Source organism: Candidatus Planktophila versatilis (assembly GCF_002288265.1).
In the GTDB taxonomy this organism is placed as follows: domain Bacteria; phylum Actinomycetota; class Actinomycetes; order Nanopelagicales; family Nanopelagicaceae; genus Planktophila; species Planktophila versatilis.
Map to the genome: position 1 here is coordinate 1142291 of NZ_CP016778.1, position 16654 is coordinate 1158944.

The window sequence follows — 16654 nt, forward strand, 5'->3', positions numbered from 1 at the left end:
TATTTCTACCGCGTATCGCTAGGGTAGTGACATGGCACTCACAGCAAATCGAGCCGCCTTTTTCGATGTAGATAACACCCTCGTGCGAGGGTCCACCCTCTACTTTCTCGGACGAGGCATGTACCAGCGCGGCTTCTTCACAAAAGCCGATATCTCTCGATTTGTGGTCGCCAACCTACGTTTTCGCATGACAGGTACGGAAAAGAAGGAAGTAATTGAAAAGTTCCAAAATGCGGCTACTGATTTTATCGGTGGCCATAAAGTTGAAGAGATTAAAAAAGTTGGAGAAGAGATTTACGATGAATTCGTCTCACCAAAATTGTGGCAAGGAACATTTGAGATTGCAAAATCTCATCTAGATCGCGGTGAAGAAGTTTGGCTAGTAACAGCTGCTCCTCAAGATATGGCAGACATCATCGCTCAACGTCTCGGATTAACAGGAGCACTTGGCAGCAAGGCAAGTATTGAAAATGGTGTCTACACCGGTGAACTAGAAGGAAAACTTCTGCACGGAATAGAGAAAGCAAAAGCAATACAAAGACTTTCAGACGAACATGGATTTATCCTCCAAGATTGCTATTCATACTCAGATAGCCACAACGACATTCCTTTGTTGCAAGCGGTTGGCCACCCTTGCGCAATAAATCCTGATGCCATTCTTCGTATTCGCGCACTTGCAGAAGGATGGCCAATTCACGATTTTCGTAGAGCTCGATTCGTCAACCGTTTACTTGGGCCGGCTGTCAGCAGACTTGCTGCCCTTGCAACCCTGCTCTCTCCTCGCAAACGCTAACCCGATTGGCACATCAACCTCACTAACGGCTATCGTTGGCAGGTTATGGAAATTCGTTCTTACGCCGATTACCTACGCGCACTCGATGATGCCGCGCTCATCGCCATATTTTCATATCGTCCTGATCTGATCACTCCGGTTCCACCAGATATCGCAAGCCTGGCAGTGCGTGCATCTTCTGCACCCAGTCTTGCCCGCGCAGTTGATGCACTAAACAAGTGGCAACTACAGGTTCTTGAAGCGTGTGCCGTGATGAATGAACCATTTACTGAAAAAGAGATCGCTACGGTTACAGAAAAGTCTGCCCTCTTTGTTCTGCCTGGACTGATTGAACGAGGTCTGATCTATCAGGATAAAGATGGTCTTCGCGTGCCATCAACGCTGCGGGAAGTGCTCGGAAATGAAATTGCTGGACTCGGCCCCGCATCTCTTGGAACTCTGAAGTTAAAGAAATTAGAAGAAGCACCGGATGCAGCGAAGAAAGTTCTAGATGCCATGCTCTGGGGACCACCACGCGGTGCCATCAGTGATCTGAAGAAGCCATCTGCTGGTGTTCAGTGGTTACTAGATGAAAAGTTTCTGATTGCATTTAATCAACAAACCGTTGTTATGCCGCGCGAAGTAGCGCTGTACTTGCGTGGAAATAAAGTTCATCGCCAACTTGAAAACGTGCAGCCATCAGTTACTGGCACAGCCCGTGATCTGCGTAATGTGCAACTAGCTGCGATTGCAAATATCACCACCTTCCTTCGCTGGACAGAAGAAGTATTGAATTTTTGGGCGCAAGAGCCTGCCACAGCACTTCGTTCTGGTGGCTTAGGTGTGCGAGAACTAAAGGAGCTATCGGCTCATCTAGGTGTCGATGAAACGTGTGCGGCATTTGTTGCAGAAGTTTCATATCTTGCAGGGCTGCTCACAATTGATCCGGATGACAAAATATTGCCTACTCACCAATTTGATATCTGGCTTACCCAGAGTGTTTCTGTGCGTTGGCAATCACTGGCATCTGCTTGGTATATCTCATCGCGAATGTCGGGTCTTGTTGGCAAAGAGGGACAGAAGAATGTTGCACCGTTGGGCCCAGAGTTAGATCGTTCAATGGCTGCGACCACCAGACGATTGGTTCTGCAACTGCTTAGTGAAAATTCTGCTATCGCACCAGATTTAGATTCATTACATCAATCTGCGCAGTGGCTGGCTCCGAGTAAGCGCTCTGGTGGGCTGCAACTCGATTACGTGACATGGACGCTGCGCGAAGCCGAATGGCTGGGAATTACCGGCCAAGGAGTTATCTCGGCATACGGTATTGATTTCTTGCAGGGTGGCGACAACGAATCAATTAATACAGATCTGCCACAGCCTGTTGATCACATACTTATTCAGAGTGATAACACCGCAATCGCACCAGGACCACTAGAACATGAAGTAGCGCAAGATTTAGCCCTGATTGCTGATGTGGAATCACGGGGTGGTGCAACTGTCTATCGATTCTCGGAAAGCTCGATTCGTAGAGGACTCGATCATGGACGCACTGGTGAAGAAATTACTAAATTCCTAGCCAAGACATCAAAGACTCCTATGCCGCAACCACTTGAGTACTTAATCGCCGATGTTGCCAAGAAACATGGAAAATTGCGTGTGGGAAATACCGCTTCATTTATCCGTTGTGAGGATTCAGCTCTCATTACCCAAATCATGGGAGATAAGCGACTTGAGATCTTGGGTCTGCGCAAGATTGCACCTGAGGTGCTTATCTGTGGCCACGATGCAGCAGAGGCGATGAATGTGTTGCGCAGTTGTGGCTACTTGCCTGCAGCAGAAGATTCTCGCGGCCTTCTTTTGAGCGGCCCGCGAATTCAACGAGCGCAAAGTAAGGCACGGCCTCCAAGAATTATCGGTGAAATTGATCGCCCCGATGAAATTCATATTCAAGGAGCTTTGCGAGCGCTTCGCACCGGTGAGAAATCAAGTCGTAAGCAGAGCACCATGCGCAATATTGCAACAGAGGCGCTGGGTTCACTTCCTCGCACAACTGCAAATGAAACCCTGGAACTCTTAAGTGATTACTTGCAGAATCAACCATCAACATCGCTCTCTATTGGCTATGCCGATAACAATGGGCTCGTTTCTCACCGCATTATTGATCCCTTGAAACTCTCTGCCGGCTCACTGGTCGCACGAGATCACGCCACCGGTGAAGTGCAGACCTTTAGAATCGCTCGAATCACAGGGGTGGCTGCGCTATGACAAGCGAGAAGGTGGCCCAATACGGCAGACTTGAGCCTATGTTGGCCGCCCTAGAAGCACTTGTTCGCTGTGAATCACCCAGCGATGATCTCGGTGCATGTCGGTCGGTTGTCACACTTGCAAGTGATATTGCCACACGCGTACTCGGTGTTCCGGCACAGATAAAAGAGATTGAAGGCCGTCCTGTTTTTTGGTGGGGCGCTGAATCTCCTGATGTAGTCATTCTTGCTCACCTCGACACCGTCTGGCCGATTGGTTCCTATCAACCTATCTGGGAAATCAAGGGCGATGTTCTACGCGGGCCTGGCACATTTGATATGAAGGCCGGATTTATTCAAGCACTCTATGCACTGAAAGGTATTGAAGGCTCGGTTGCCCTCATTGCAACTACCGATGAAGAGACCGGAAGTCATTGCTCAAAAGCTTTGATTAAAGAAGTCTCATCAAAGGCGAAGGCAGTTCTAGTCCTTGAAGCATCACTTGATGGAAAGGTGAAGACAGGTCGGAAAGGTACTGCGATGTATCAGATTGCAGTGCACGGTCTGGCATCTCATGCTGGCCTCGAACCTGAAAAGGGAGTCAACTCCACTACTGAGATTGCCCACATTATTCTTAAGCTTTCCGCTCTGGAAAATACTGAGCACGGAACGACTGTTGTGCCAACCCTGCTCAGCTCAGGAAATACAACCAATACCGTTCCTGATTTAGCGACACTTGATATTGATGCCCGCTCATTTTCACAATCAGAACTGGAAAGAATTGATCGTGAGATTCGCACGCTCGTTGCCGAAAATCCCAACGCTCGGATTGAAGTTACTGGCGGACTTAATCGTCCCCCACTACAACCCACTTCTACCAAAGCACTCTATGAGCGAGCCGAGAAAGTTGCGGCAGCAATGGGAATGCCTGCCTTAGGTTCGGCAGAAGTAGGTGGGGCTAGCGATGGAAACTTTGCCGCAGCAGCTGGTGCGCAAGTTCTAGATGGACTTGGTGCCGTCGGTGGCGGTGCCCATGCACCGCATGAATGGGTCAGTATTTCCTCCATGCAACCTCGCAGTGATTTCCTGCATGCCTTTATTAAGGATTTACTCTCATGAGCGATGGCCCATTAATCGTTCAAAGCGATAAAACACTTCTTCTTGATGTTGACCACATACTTTCTACTGAGTGCAGACGCGCAATTGCACCCTTTGCAGAGCTAGAGCGCTCCCCTGAACATATTCACACCTACCGCTTAACCAATCTTGGACTCTGGAATGCACGCGCTGCCGGACACGATGCAGAGCTGGTAATTGATACTCTGATTAAGTATTCGCGCTATGCAGTTCCTCATTCACTACTTGTTGATGTTGCCGAAACGATGTCTCGATATGGTCGCCTGCGACTAGAAGCTGACCCCGTTCATGGACTTATCCTTGCCACCACTGACGTTGGAGTGCTGGAAGAAGTAATCCGTGCGAAGAAGATAGCTCCGCTACTTGGTATAAGAATTGATAATGAAACAATTGCAGTGCACCCCAGCCAACGCGGTCAGATTAAGCAATCACTTCTTCGCCTTGGCTGGCCAGCAGAAGATTTTGCAGGTTATGTCGATGGCCAAGCTCATGAGATTGCGCTCAGGCAAGATGGCTGGAAGATTCGCCAATACCAAGAGCATGCCGCTGAAGGATTTTGGCATGGCGGTTCAGGTGTTGTAGTTCTTCCGTGTGGAGCTGGAAAGACAATTGTGGGCGCTGCCGCAATGGCGCATGCGAAAGCTACGACTCTCATTCTTGTCACCAACACCATTGCCGCCCGTCAGTGGCGCTCTGAATTACTTAAGCGCACAACCCTTAATGATGACGAGATCGGTGAATACTCTGGCTCAAAGAAAGAGATTCGCCCAGTAACAATTGCCACATACCAAGTGATGACAAAGAAGAAGAACGGTGTCTATGCCCACCTTGACCTCTTTGATACTCACGACTGGGGGCTGATCATCTATGACGAAGTACATCTATTGCCTGCGCCAATCTTTCGTTTCACAGCCGATATTCAATCGCGCAGACGGTTAGGCCTGACTGCAACTCTTGTCCGGGAAGATGGCATGGAGGGTGAAGTCTTCTCACTCATCGGTCCTAAGCGTTTTGATGTTCCTTGGAAAGAGATTGAAGCGCAGGGATATATCGCACCAGCTGAATGTATTGAGGTGCGAGTAAATCTCACCGAAGCCGAGCGCCTTGCCTATGCAACTGCTGAGCCAGAAGAACGTTACCGATATTGCGCAACTACTCGAACCAAGCGAAATGTTGTCGAAGAGATTGTGGCTCACCATGCCAATGAGCAGATTCTTGTTATTGGTCAGTATCTAGATCAACTCGATGATTTATCAGAAACTCTTGGAGTTCCGGTGATTAAAGGTGAGACGCCGCAGAAAGAACGGGAACGTTTATTTGCGGCATTTCGCACCGGTGAAATTACCTGTCTTGTTGTCTCAAAGGTTGCAAACTTTTCTATTGATCTACCAGAGGCAACAATTGCTATTCAGGTTTCCGGAGCCTTCGGCTCTCGCCAAGAGGAAGCACAACGTTTAGGGCGAATTTTGCGACCTAAGGCAGATGGTCGTGGGGCAATGTTTTATTCAGTGGTTTCACGAGACACTATTGATCAAGACTTTGCGCAAAACCGCCAACGTTTCTTAGCCGAGCAAGGTTATTCATACCGAATTATTGATGCTGACGATATTTTTCAAGGCAAGTTCTAAATCTCACCGGATCTACTTTGTAAAAATCGTGGTGTTCGCCATTGATATGAATGACTGGAACTTCTGTTCCGTATAGTTTTTCAAGCTCGGCGTTACCATCGATATAAAGTCTTTCCAAAGTAAAAACTAACTCTTTTCGCAAATCTTCAAGTGTTTTCTCAGCGATTTCACAGAGATGACAGCCTTGGCGTGAATAAACCGTGACTGTGACCATGACTGCATTCTCGCATCCTGATAGCGTTGGGCGCTATGAGAGGCATGAAACGCACAGCAGCCAGCGCTCTCACAATCTTCACTCTCGGACTTTCCCTCCTCTCTCCAGTTCAGTCTTATGCCCTTAATAATTTCAAGGTCGCACCATCTACTTCGTGGGGATACATCTACGCTGGTCCCTCACTTGCTAAGGCGCAGACTCGTTCGCCAAAGATTGCGTATTTAGAACAGAAATCAAAGTTTGTCGTTAACTATAAGAATTTTCCAGAATGGGCGAGGAAGGATTTACAAGCAGCAGTAGATATATGGGGGGCTAATTTTAAGTCGAGTGTTCCAATTAATATCGAGGCAACCTGGAATCGTGTTGCAGCAGATGGGGTTCTGGGTAGCGCGCGACCAGGAAATTTCTATTCCGGCTTTGATGGTGCACCTGATCCCAGTCTTTGGTATCCATCGGCTCTTGCAAATGCACTAGCTGGCAAAGATTTAGATTCTGATAATCCAGAGATGGTTATCCAGGTTAATTCAACTGCAGATTGGAATACTCGAAACGATGGCACTCCGCGTGTTAATGAATACGATCTCCAATCTGTCTTCTTGCACGAAATGGGACATGGCCTAGGTTTTCTCTCAACTGATTCATACGACAATTTTTTTGGGTATGGAACTATTGAACAACCCACGCCATATGATGCATATGCACAGTTACCAGATGGTCGAAGACTTGCCGACCTTCCTTCGCCATCACTTGAACTCGGCAAAGCTCTGACATCAACTCTTGTGTGGTCTGGCGCCCTTGGAATAGCAGCCAACGGCGGTGTGAAACCACTTCTTTATACACCTGCGCGATATGAAGAAGGATCTTCTGTTAGCCATTTAGATGAAGAGACTTATTCAAAATCTGAACTCAATCGCATCATGACGCCTAATCTTGATGCGGGTGAAGTCTTCCGCGAACCAGGCCCGCTTTTACTTGCCATGATGGAAGATATGCGTCGCAAGCCTCCAGTGGGTGTGGCTGTTGGAATTCCGCAAGCTGTAAGAAATGCAGCAGCGCTGATCTCTGATGGCGCTGTCATTGTTACCTTCGACCCACCAGCGAATGCCCGATCCGCGCAAATTACTAGCTACTCGGTCCGTAACCTCAAAACAGATCAAGTGATAAGTGGAATGTCATCGCCTATAACCTTTACTGGCCTTAAGAATGGCACCAGTTATCCCTTCAGCATTGTGGCTTCAAATTCCAATGGAACTTCTGATGCCGTGATTACCGCACCAGTTGCCCCGACCGCAGCATGGAAGCGATTTGTGATCGATGATTCATCTGATGCTACAAATGTGACCAGCATTAACTTCAATAGAAAGCCAACTCTGCTCTATACCGATTCCAATAGTGGGCGTCTAAAGATTGCTACTTGGGAAGGTAAGAGTTGGAGGAAGCTTACAATTGATGGCGCAGGCGGAAGCACTCCGCGCACTAAGCACCCAATCACCAGCCCAATCTCCACATGTGTGAACGGATCAGGAACGAGTCAAACTCTGCATATCTTCTACTCCGAAAAGGTAGATCGAGATCTGCGCTATGCACGTTATGACGGCAAGTCATTTACCTATGAAATCATCGATGGAAATGGCACTGCCGTAAATGACTACAAAGATCCAATTCGTGTGCGCACTGCAAGTGATGTCAGTGTTTCAAGCGCCTGTGTTGCAACAGCAGCCGGAATTCAAGTCTTCTATCGTGATGAGAGCCAAGGCATTCTCCTAGGTGCATCAAAGCTTAAGAGTGCAACAAAGTGGAGCTATGAGTTAGTCGATGGTGATCGTAAGATTGATGGCCGCAGCACAGGCGATGTGGCATTTCACCTCAAAGCTATCTTTGATGGCAAGAAGACCTTTGTTGTTTATGACTCTGTTCTCACAATTAATCAGCGCAAAGAAGCAACATCAGGTGAAGTGCGGGTTGCATCACGCGACACACTATCCACTGTGCCTTGGAGTTATTACAACCTCGATGCTTCCGGGTCCTTTACTCCGATGACTGGCTACGATATTTCTATTGCAAAGAATCTTTCGGGAATCAGTGCTAGTTGGATGATTGCAAGTCCGGCAACGATGCCGAGCCCTAATCGAATTCGTTGGAGCACACTAGCGAGCACTCCTGAACAAAATGTGGTTACCCCTGAAAACTTTGGTGCCCCAAGTAAATTCCTTAATACAGATGGCAATGCAACGGCCTTTAATTGTGCTCAGAGGTTATGTGTTCTAGATCATTCAAAGAGCACACCAACCATTAAGTTAGTTGCTACCGAGGAAAACTCAGCTGGAATTTCCTCAGCCTGGGTTGTCGTAAATGGAGTTCGATATTTAGTTGCCGGCTATAAAGGCCAACTTTCAATGTTTCGTCCCTAGATTTAACGGGCAGCGATACGAAATACGGCCGGTGATTGATCTGCGTTGAGCGCAAGGCCCACAATTCCCAAATCTTTTGAGTACGCAAGTGCCAGCGGCTCACTTAGTTCGCTAGAACCAAATGCACTTGTCATTACACCTTTTGCATCAAATACCACAACCAGTAGCTGTGCCTTACTTGGCTTCCATCCTGTAATGGATGCAATTGCAGATTTTGAACCCATCGCGGCATAACTTATTCCAGCCCCAGTGATGGCACGTGATTGACCGGTGGAAGCAAACCTTATTGTCCAAGTGGGTACAAATGTCGAAGTGAATTTTGTAATCGCAGTCTCTGTAGTTTTTCCAACCTTCACGTAACCACTTAAGAGCAAACTTGAATCGGCACTTAACCAGGAGCGATCGCCTTTGATAGCAGAGCTTCGAACCACAGAAGCGATTGCTCCGGACTTGGAGGTTTTAACAAGTACACCGTCTCGAACCCCAGCTAACTTCTTTCCGCCTAGAGTTTCGGTACTGGAACCAAATAGTGATGAACTTCCATCACTATTTCGAACAACAGTGTTAATTGTGGTCTTAGATGTTCCAATACTTGCTTGTTGTGAGAATTCACCAGCAGCGCTCATGTTCTGCAGAAACGGTTTCTCTGAAAGAACGCCAACGATTGATAACCCAGATTTGTTCACAGAAATTGAGTTGATCAGGCCAGGAAGATCGTATTGAGATGTATAGGTTGCAAGCAGTTCACCTGCGGGGGAAATCTTCCACACAGTGAGTACGTTGAGATCTCCTCGCAATTCTTCAGCGGCTTCCAAAGTGATTGCATCGGGGTTTTCAGCTATGACAGATGCTGTTTCTGTAGAAGCACTCTTTACTTGCGATGAAAAGCCTGCCAGCCACACATTTGCCGCACCATCAACAGTTGTTGCCATCGCCACTTCATCAACGCCTGAATCAATGACCTTCTGCCAGAGTGAGACTCCAGTGCCATTAACAGCGCTCAGCACAATATCGGTTGTTTGTGAATCTACCGTTGCAATGGTGATGATGGAGGAGCCAGATACCGCCAGCATCTCGGCACCAGGAACGCTAAGAACCGTCGTCACTTTCTTCACTGCGACTTTCTTTTGAACAGCTTCAGCTGTCGGCATCAGCGTTATTGAAATTACAAGAAGTAGTGCAATTCTTTTCATTACTGCGCTAACTCTGCTGCACGTTTTGCAGATGCAGCCATCGCATCTGCAACAATCTTCGAAATTCCTGCCTCATTAAAGACGCCAAGTGCTTCGGCAGTTGCACCTTTCAGGCTGGTAACTTTCTCACGAAGAACTGTTGGGCTATCACCTGATTCTTCTAACATGGCCGCAGACCCAACGATTGTTTGCACCGTAAGTGTTGTTGCATCTTCACGGGAGAGACCCAATGCGATAGCGCCATCAATCATCGCTTCCACAAAACGGAAGAAGTATGCAGGTCCTGAGCCACTTGTTCCGGTGAGCGCATTTTGTAACTCTTCTGGAATAAGAAGTGATTTGCCAGTTGCGGTCAGTAATTGATCAACAAACTTCTTCTGATCTTCAGTGACGCCGGTAGCTAGTGAGTAACCAGCCATCCCTTTGCCCAGAAGGGTTGGGGTGTTTGGCATCACACGGGCGATAGCTGTATGGCCACTTAGACCTTCTGAGATTGCGGCGATGGTTTTACCAGCAAGGAGGGAAATCACCAGAGTTTGGGGACGCAGATGTGGCGCAATTTCAGGCAATAACTCTGAGAGACCCTGGGGCTTTATTCCTAGAAGCAGAACATCAGATGAAGAGATGGTTTCAGCTAAGCCAACAACTGTGACACCGTACTTCTTTGCCAGCTCTTGGCCGCGTTCTTGTCTGCGTACAACAATGGCAATTGCAGAGGGTTGTAATCCAGATCGAATAAGGGCTGCAATAAATGCTTCTCCCATAGTTCCGGCACCGATGATGCCAACTCTGGAGATGCCTTTGTAATTAGCCATGGCGAAAGAGTACGCGTAGGCTCTGCGACTATGTCAGAGATAAAGCCAGGTTTCGCACGTGATTGGGTCGAATTTTCAGATCCAAATGATGAAGAAGAAATTTTTAAGTGCGACCTCACATGGTTGACCTCATTCTGGACCTGTATCTATGGCGATGGCTGCCAAGGTGTATTTAAGGATCGCCCCAATGATGGATGCTGCACCGAAGGTGCGATGTATTCAGATGAGGATGATGAAGAACGCGTTCGTAAGGCAGCTGAATATCTGACCCCTGAAATGTGGCAATTCTATGAAGAGGCTCGCCCAAAGAAACCTGGCGGCAAACTTCGCATTACCGATTTAGATGAAGATAAAGAACGCAAGACTCGCACCGTCAATAATGCCTGCATATTCCTTAACCGCAAAGGTCATGAAGCACCAGGATTTACCGGATCATTTGGTTGCGTTCTGCATCACCTGGCACAGCAGCGTGAAATTCACTTTGTAGATACAAAACCTGATGTTTGTTGGCAACTTCCCTTACGACGCAGTTTTGAAACTCGCGAAGTTGGCGAACGTGAATACCAAATCACCGTCATTGGCGAATATGAACGTCTTGCATGGGGCGATGGTGGAGACGATTTCGATTGGTACTGCACAAGTAATACCGATGCTCACGTCGGTAGTGAACCTGTCTATATTTCCAACAAGGCCGAATTGCAACAACTCATGGGTAAAGATGCCTATGCAGTTCTTGCCCAGCATTGCGATAAGCGCATTGCTGGCATCAAAGATGCTCAAGCTCGCTCGCTACCGCTCTTCGTTATTCAACACCCAGCAACAATCGCAGCCGGTAAGTAGTCAGTTCTCTGGTCTAATCTAGGACTATGGCCAAAGTTGAGAAGGACCCATTTCGCTGTTTTGAATGCGGCTGGAGTTCACAGAAGTGGGTTGGTCGCTGCGGAGAATGCCAGGCGTGGGGCACAGTTGAAGAACTTGCCGCGCCAAAGAAGCTCTCACTCGTTGCAGGTTCGGTAACAAATAAAGCAACAGCTATCGGCGATGTCGACCTATCTGCGGCGCACGCTAGACCAACCGGTGTATCAGAGTTAGATCGAGTGCTCGGCGGCGGACTTGTACCGGGTGCGGCCATATTGCTCGCTGGTGAACCCGGCGTTGGTAAATCAACTCTCCTGCTTTCCGTAGCCGCCCAAAGTGCGGCAAAAGGAATTCCGGCGCTCTATATCTCAGGTGAAGAATCCGCATCTCAAGTTCGCTTACGTGCAGAGCGCATCAAAGCGATTGACCCACAATTATTTCTGGCGTCCGAAACAGATTTAGGTGCCGTCATTGCACATATCGATGCAGTCAAGCCTGAATTACTTATCATCGACTCGGTTCAAACAATCGGTTCATCAACTGCTGATGGCTCACCAGGTGGAGTAACACAGGTGCGAGAAGTAGCAGGGGCGCTCATTCGCATCTGCAAAGATCGCGATATCACTCTGCTCTTAGTCGGCCACGTGACAAAAGATGGTTCTATTGCTGGTCCACGCTTGCTGGAACATATCGTCGATGTCGTTCTTCAATTCGAAGGCGAGCGTCATTCACGACTTCGCCTTATTCGTGCAATTAAGAATCGTTTTGGCGCTAGCGATGAAGTTGGTTGTTTTGATCTCAGTGATACCGGAATAGAGAGCGTGCTAGACCCCACGGGGCTATTTACATCTCGTCACACCGAACCAGTTCCTGGAACGTGTGTCACTGTAACCCTTGAGGGTCGTCGCCCACTTCTGGCCGAGATTCAAGCACTAGTAAGTGCTGGGCGTGAGAATGATTTTGGAAATGCACGGCGGGTAACAAGTGGACTCGATGCAGCGCGCACCTCAATGACACTTGCAGTTCTGGAGTTACGTGCCCACGTTCGAGTAGGTGGGCGCGATGTCTATGCGGCAACTGTCGGTGGCATGAAGATGTCCGAACCTGCCGCCGATTTAGCTCTCGCACTTGCAGTTGCATCTGCTGCTAAGGGCTTAGCACTGCCCGCTGATCTGGTTGCTATTGGCGAAGTGGGGTTGGCAGGTGAGATTCGTAAAGTAAGCGGTGTTTCTCGCAGATTAGCTGAGGCATATCGCTTAGGTTTCAAACGCGCTTTAGTTCCAGCTGGCTCTGATGTGAAGATTGATGGAATGGAGATTGTCGAAGTTTCTCGTCTTGATCAAGCGCTGGCGCGCGTAAAAATCACTGGTGATTAATGTACGAGAAAGAAATCATCTCTTGGTTTAAGAGCAATAAGCGTGATCTTCCGTGGCGAAAGACAGATGCCTGGGGCGTTCTAGTTTCTGAATTTATGTTGCAACAAACTCCCGTTACTCGCGTACTTCCTGTCTATACCGAATGGATTAAGCGCTGGCCCACTGCCGCATCCCTTGCTAAGGCCACACCTGCAGAAGTCATTACTGCCTGGGGACGACTTGGCTATCCGCGTCGGGCTCTGCGCTTGCATGAATGCGCGAAAGTAATTACAAGTCAATACAAAGGACGTATTCCCCGTGAGGAGGCAGAGCTACGCGCACTGCCCGGAATCGGTGATTACACCGCCGCTGCCATGGTTGCCTTCGCATTTAACGAACGCTCACTTGTTCTTGATATCAATATCCGCAGACTCTTTGCCAGGCTTTATGACGGAGTAGAAACTCCAAAACCATCTGCAACCAGGGCTGAGAAATCTCGCTATGAAGAGTTGATCCCAAAGAACGAGGCGCACGTGTGGGCGGCGGCAACGATGGAGCTAGGCGCTCTTATCTGCACATCGCAGACTCCGAAGTGTGGAATCTGTCCGGTGGCAAAGGATTGCACCTGGCGAAGTTTGGATTACCCAAAATCAGATATCGTTAAAAGGCGACAAACATGGCATGGCACAGATAGACAGTGCCGAGGCGCAATTGTTCAAGCACTGCGCGAAAACCAAGTCTTAAAAAAGAGCGAGATTGCGCAGTTGTGGGATGTGCCCTCGCAATTAGAGAAGGCGCTTCTTACGCTATTAGATGATGGCTTGATTGAAGCACGTGGAAAGAGTAGTTACTCACTTCCCCGCAATTAAGCACGTGCAATTAAGCAGTAGGTGTCTGTGCTAAATCCTCTGGGCTATCTGGCATTAATACCTTTGGCGAACCCTTAAAGGTGAACTTCGCATCGGCATCAACGCCTTCAACATCGACCACAATTATTTCGCCAGCCTTAAGTTCACCGAAGAGGATTCGCTCAGAGAGTGCATCTTCGATCTCTCGTTGAATAACGCGACGAAGTGGACGTGCACCGAGAAGTGGGTCATAACCTCGAGCTGCAAGGAGGTCTTTGGCAGCCTGAGTGAGTTCGATACCCATATCTTTTGCCTTCAAGCGCTCATCAAGGTTGGCAATCATGAGATCAACAATCTGAATGATCTGCTCCCTAGTGAGCTGGTGGAAGACGATGACATCATCGATGCGGTTAAGGAACTCTGGGCGGAAATGGTTCTTGAGTTCGTCTTGAACCTTGCCCTTCATGCGATCGTAATTTGTGAGGTCATCATCGGCATTAGCAAAACCAAGTCCAAGTGATTTGGAGATATCACGTGTTCCAAGGTTGGTAGTCATGATGATGACTGTGTTTTTAAAGTCAACAGTGCGACCTTGCGCATCAGTCAGGCGTCCATCTTCAAGGACTTGTAGGAGTGAGTTGAAGATATCTGGATGTGCCTTTTCGATTTCATCAAAGAGCACAACTGAGAACGGACGACGACGCACCTTCTCAGTGAGCTGACCGCCTTCGTCATAACCCACATATCCCGGAGGGGAACCAAATAAACGTGATGCAGTGTGACGTTCTGAATACTCAGACATATCAAGTTGAATCAACGCTGTTTCATCACCGAACAAAAATGATGCCAGGGTGCGAGAAAGTTCTGTCTTACCGACTCCAGAAGGTCCAGCGAAGATAAATGATCCACCCGGGCGCTTTGGATCTTTAAGTCCTGCACGTGTGCGGCGGATTGCTTGTGAAAGAGCCTTGATTGCTTGATCTTGACCGATCACACGGCGATGAAGTTCATCTTCCATGCGAAGCAAGCGAGCAGTCTCTTCTTCAGTTAACTTAAAGACTGGGATACCAGTTGAAGCAGATAAGACTTGAGCAATGAGCTCTTCATCAACTTCAGTGACCTTATCGAGGTCTGTAGCCTTCCAATTCTTTTCCGCTTCTTGCTTCTCTTGAAGGAGTGTCTTCTCGTTATCGCGGAAAGATGCGGCGCCTTCAAAGTCTTGCGCATCGATAGCTGACTCCTTGGCTTTGCGAGCCTCGGCAATCTTGTCATCAAATTCGCGAAGTTCAGCAGGAGCCGTCATGCGCTTAATGCGAAGACGTGATCCTGCCTCATCAATAAGGTCAATTGCCTTATCAGGAAGGAAGCGATCTGAAACATAACGATCTGCCATATTTGCAGCGGCAGCTAGTGCGCCATCAGTAATTGAGACACGGTGGTGTGTTTCATAGCGATCGCGAAGACCCTTAAGAATTTCAATGGTGTGCGCAACTGATGGCTCTTTTACCTGGATAGGTTGGAAGCGGCGTTCTAGCGCTGCATCTTTTTCGATGTGCTTGCGATATTCATCAAGTGTGGTTGCACCGATTGTCTGGAGCTCACCACGTGCCAGCATCGGCTTTAAAATACTTGCGGCATCGATAGCACCTTCGGCCGCACCTGCGCCGACAAGGGTATGAATCTCATCGATAAAGATAATGATGTCGCCACGTGTCTTGATCTCTTTCAGAACTTTCTTCAGGCGTTCTTCGAAATCACCACGGTAGCGAGAACCCGCAACGAGTGCACCGAGATCTAGTGAGTAGAGCTGCTTATCTTTCAAAGTTTCTGGAACATCGTTCTTGGCAATTGCTTGAGCAAGGCCTTCAACTACCGCAGTCTTACCAACTCCTGGTTCACCAATTAGAACTGGGTTATTTTTTGTGCGGCGAGAGAGAATCTGCATCACACGTTCAATTTCTAATTCGCGGCCAATAACAGGATCGAGTTTGCCTTCGCGTGCTGCTGCTGTGAGATTGCGACCAAATTGATCAAGCACGAGTGAGGTAGAAGGTGTTCCTTCAGCCGGACCACCTTGGGCAACAGTCTCTTTACCTTGATAGCCAGAGAGAAGTTGGATTACTTGTTGGCGGACTCGGTTGAGATCTGCGCCAAGCTTTACGAGAACTTGTGCAGCAACGCCTTCGCCTTCACGAATGAGTCCAAGCAAAATATGTTCTGTTCCAATGTAGTTGTGTCCGAGCTGAAGTGCTTCCCGAAGTGAGAGCTCAAGGACTTTCTTTGCACGAGGAGTAAATGGAATATGACCGCTAGGTGCTTGTTGACCTTGGCCAATAATTTCTTCTACCTGTGCGCGAACACCCTCGAGTGAGATGCCGAGTGATTCCAGACCTTTAGCAGCAACGCCTTCACCTTCATGGATCAGGCCAAGGAGGATATGTTCAGTGCCGATGTAATTGTGATTGAGCATACGTGCTTCTTCTTGAGCTAGGACAACTACTCGTCGAGCTCGATCGGTAAAGCGCTCAAACATTGGCGGACTCCTTTATTTCTAACTTTCGATGTGCTGGCGGTAAGCCTATAACCCCGCCTAGGGAAGGCGCGAGGTAGAAAGCTACTTGCCTCATAGAACCCTAAATATGGGGTGAATATTCCCTCGGATTACTAGCGGTGGCCGGCTCTAGAGAGTGCGCAGCATCCGGGTGTTGCCCAGGGTATTTGGCTTGACCGATTCGAGATCCAGGAATTCGGCAACGCCAGCATCATAGGAACGAAGTAGCTGTTGGTAGACATCGTGATCAACTGGCGTTCCTTGAATCACTTCAAAACCATGTCGGCCAAAGAATTCAGTTTGAAATGTGAGACAGAAAATTCGCTGGACTCCGACGTTGCGAGCTCTATCAATAATTGCTTCCATAATTAGATGCCCGACACCTTTTTTATGCCAATTCTTGTCAACCGCAACTGTTCGCACTTCTGCTAAATCTTCCCAGAGCACGTGCAGCGCCCCGCAACCAATAATGACACCATCGTCTTCAGCAACAATAAATTCTTGAACGCTTTCATAGAGCGTGACAGTTTCTTTTGCCAGCATTTGCCCAGGCGCCGCATATGAATCTACAAGTTCACGAATTGCCTTAACATCAGAAGTCTTTGCCGAACGAATAATTGTCATGG

13 protein-coding genes are annotated in these 16654 nt (G+C 48.3%); 8 read left to right on the top strand and 5 right to left on the bottom strand.

What is annotated here, in order from left to right:
* Window positions 1-31: 31 nt before the first annotated feature.
* From A1sIIB76_RS05930 to A1sIIB76_RS05945, 4 genes are read left to right on the top strand one after another with little or no spacing between them, the layout of a single operon-like run.
* Window positions 32-793, top strand: a complete 762-nt coding sequence (locus A1sIIB76_RS05930; RefSeq protein WP_095697212.1) for an HAD family hydrolase — start codon at window positions 32-34, stop codon at window positions 791-793.
* Between the two features lie 45 nt (window positions 794-838).
* Entirely contained in the window at window positions 839-3040 is a 2202-nt protein-coding gene (locus A1sIIB76_RS05935; RefSeq protein WP_095697213.1) for a helicase-associated domain-containing protein, read from the top strand.
* Window positions 3037-4137: a M20/M25/M40 family metallo-hydrolase gene (locus A1sIIB76_RS05940; protein WP_223298764.1), complete on the top strand. Its 1101-nt coding sequence runs from the start codon at window positions 3037-3039 to the stop codon at window positions 4135-4137. Before A1sIIB76_RS05935 ends, A1sIIB76_RS05940 begins: the two co-directional genes overlap by 4 nt.
* Window positions 4134-5783: a DNA repair helicase XPB gene (locus A1sIIB76_RS05945; RefSeq protein WP_095697214.1), complete on the top strand. Its 1650-nt coding sequence runs from the start codon at window positions 4134-4136 to the stop codon at window positions 5781-5783. The genes A1sIIB76_RS05940 and A1sIIB76_RS05945 overlap by 4 nt, the downstream gene beginning before the upstream one ends.
* On the opposite strand, the gene A1sIIB76_RS05950 is transcribed toward A1sIIB76_RS05945, so the two are convergent.
* On the bottom strand, window positions 5746-5997 hold the full coding sequence (locus A1sIIB76_RS05950; protein WP_095697215.1) for a glutaredoxin family protein: 252 nt from the start codon (window positions 5995-5997) through the stop codon (window positions 5746-5748). The genes A1sIIB76_RS05945 and A1sIIB76_RS05950 overlap by 38 nt on opposite strands.
* Before the next feature lie 44 nt (window positions 5998-6041).
* Here A1sIIB76_RS05950 and A1sIIB76_RS05955 point away from each other — a divergent pair, with 44 nt between their 5' ends.
* Complete coding sequence (locus A1sIIB76_RS05955) at window positions 6042-8408, top strand: fibronectin type III domain-containing protein (RefSeq protein ID WP_223298765.1); 2367 nt, start codon at window positions 6042-6044, stop codon at window positions 8406-8408.
* Window positions 8409-8410: 2 nt separating this feature from the next.
* Here A1sIIB76_RS05955 and A1sIIB76_RS05960 read toward each other — a convergent pair whose 3' ends face one another.
* Both A1sIIB76_RS05960 and proC read right to left on the bottom strand, forming a co-directional pair.
* Window positions 8411-9601, bottom strand: coding sequence for a hypothetical protein (locus A1sIIB76_RS05960; protein ID WP_095697217.1), 1191 nt, complete (start codon window positions 9599-9601; stop codon window positions 8411-8413).
* On the bottom strand, window positions 9601-10416 hold the full coding sequence (gene proC, locus A1sIIB76_RS05965) for a pyrroline-5-carboxylate reductase (RefSeq protein WP_190286230.1): 816 nt from the start codon (window positions 10414-10416) through the stop codon (window positions 9601-9603). Before proC ends, A1sIIB76_RS05960 begins: the two co-directional genes overlap by 1 nt.
* A gap of 30 nt (window positions 10417-10446) precedes the next feature.
* Between proC and A1sIIB76_RS05970 the strand changes: the two genes are divergently transcribed.
* The 3 genes from A1sIIB76_RS05970 to A1sIIB76_RS05980 are packed head-to-tail and all read left to right on the top strand — an operon-like array spanning window position 10447 to window position 13498.
* On the top strand, window positions 10447-11256 hold the full coding sequence (locus A1sIIB76_RS05970; protein ID WP_095697218.1) for a DUF3109 family protein: 810 nt from the start codon (window positions 10447-10449) through the stop codon (window positions 11254-11256).
* Between the two features lie 26 nt (window positions 11257-11282).
* The gene (radA, locus tag A1sIIB76_RS05975; RefSeq protein ID WP_095697219.1) at window positions 11283-12650 is read left to right on the top strand and encodes a DNA repair protein RadA; all 1368 of its coding nucleotides are present in this window, start codon (window positions 11283-11285) and stop codon (window positions 12648-12650) included.
* Entirely contained in the window at window positions 12650-13498 is an 849-nt protein-coding gene (locus A1sIIB76_RS05980; protein WP_095697220.1) for an HhH-GPD family protein, read from the top strand. The genes radA and A1sIIB76_RS05980 overlap by 1 nt, the downstream gene beginning before the upstream one ends.
* A gap of 10 nt (window positions 13499-13508) precedes the next feature.
* Here A1sIIB76_RS05980 and A1sIIB76_RS05985 read toward each other — a convergent pair whose 3' ends face one another.
* Both A1sIIB76_RS05985 and A1sIIB76_RS05990 read right to left on the bottom strand, forming a co-directional pair.
* Window positions 13509-16010 carry an ATP-dependent Clp protease ATP-binding subunit gene (locus A1sIIB76_RS05985; protein ID WP_095697221.1) on the bottom strand — a complete coding sequence of 834 codons (2502 nt, stop codon included), beginning with the start codon at window positions 16008-16010 and terminating at the stop codon, window positions 13509-13511.
* 147 nt (window positions 16011-16157) lie between these two features.
* On the bottom strand, window positions 16158-16652 hold the full coding sequence (locus A1sIIB76_RS05990; RefSeq protein ID WP_095675289.1) for an amino-acid N-acetyltransferase: 495 nt from the start codon (window positions 16650-16652) through the stop codon (window positions 16158-16160).
* Window positions 16653-16654: the final 2 nt, after the last annotated feature.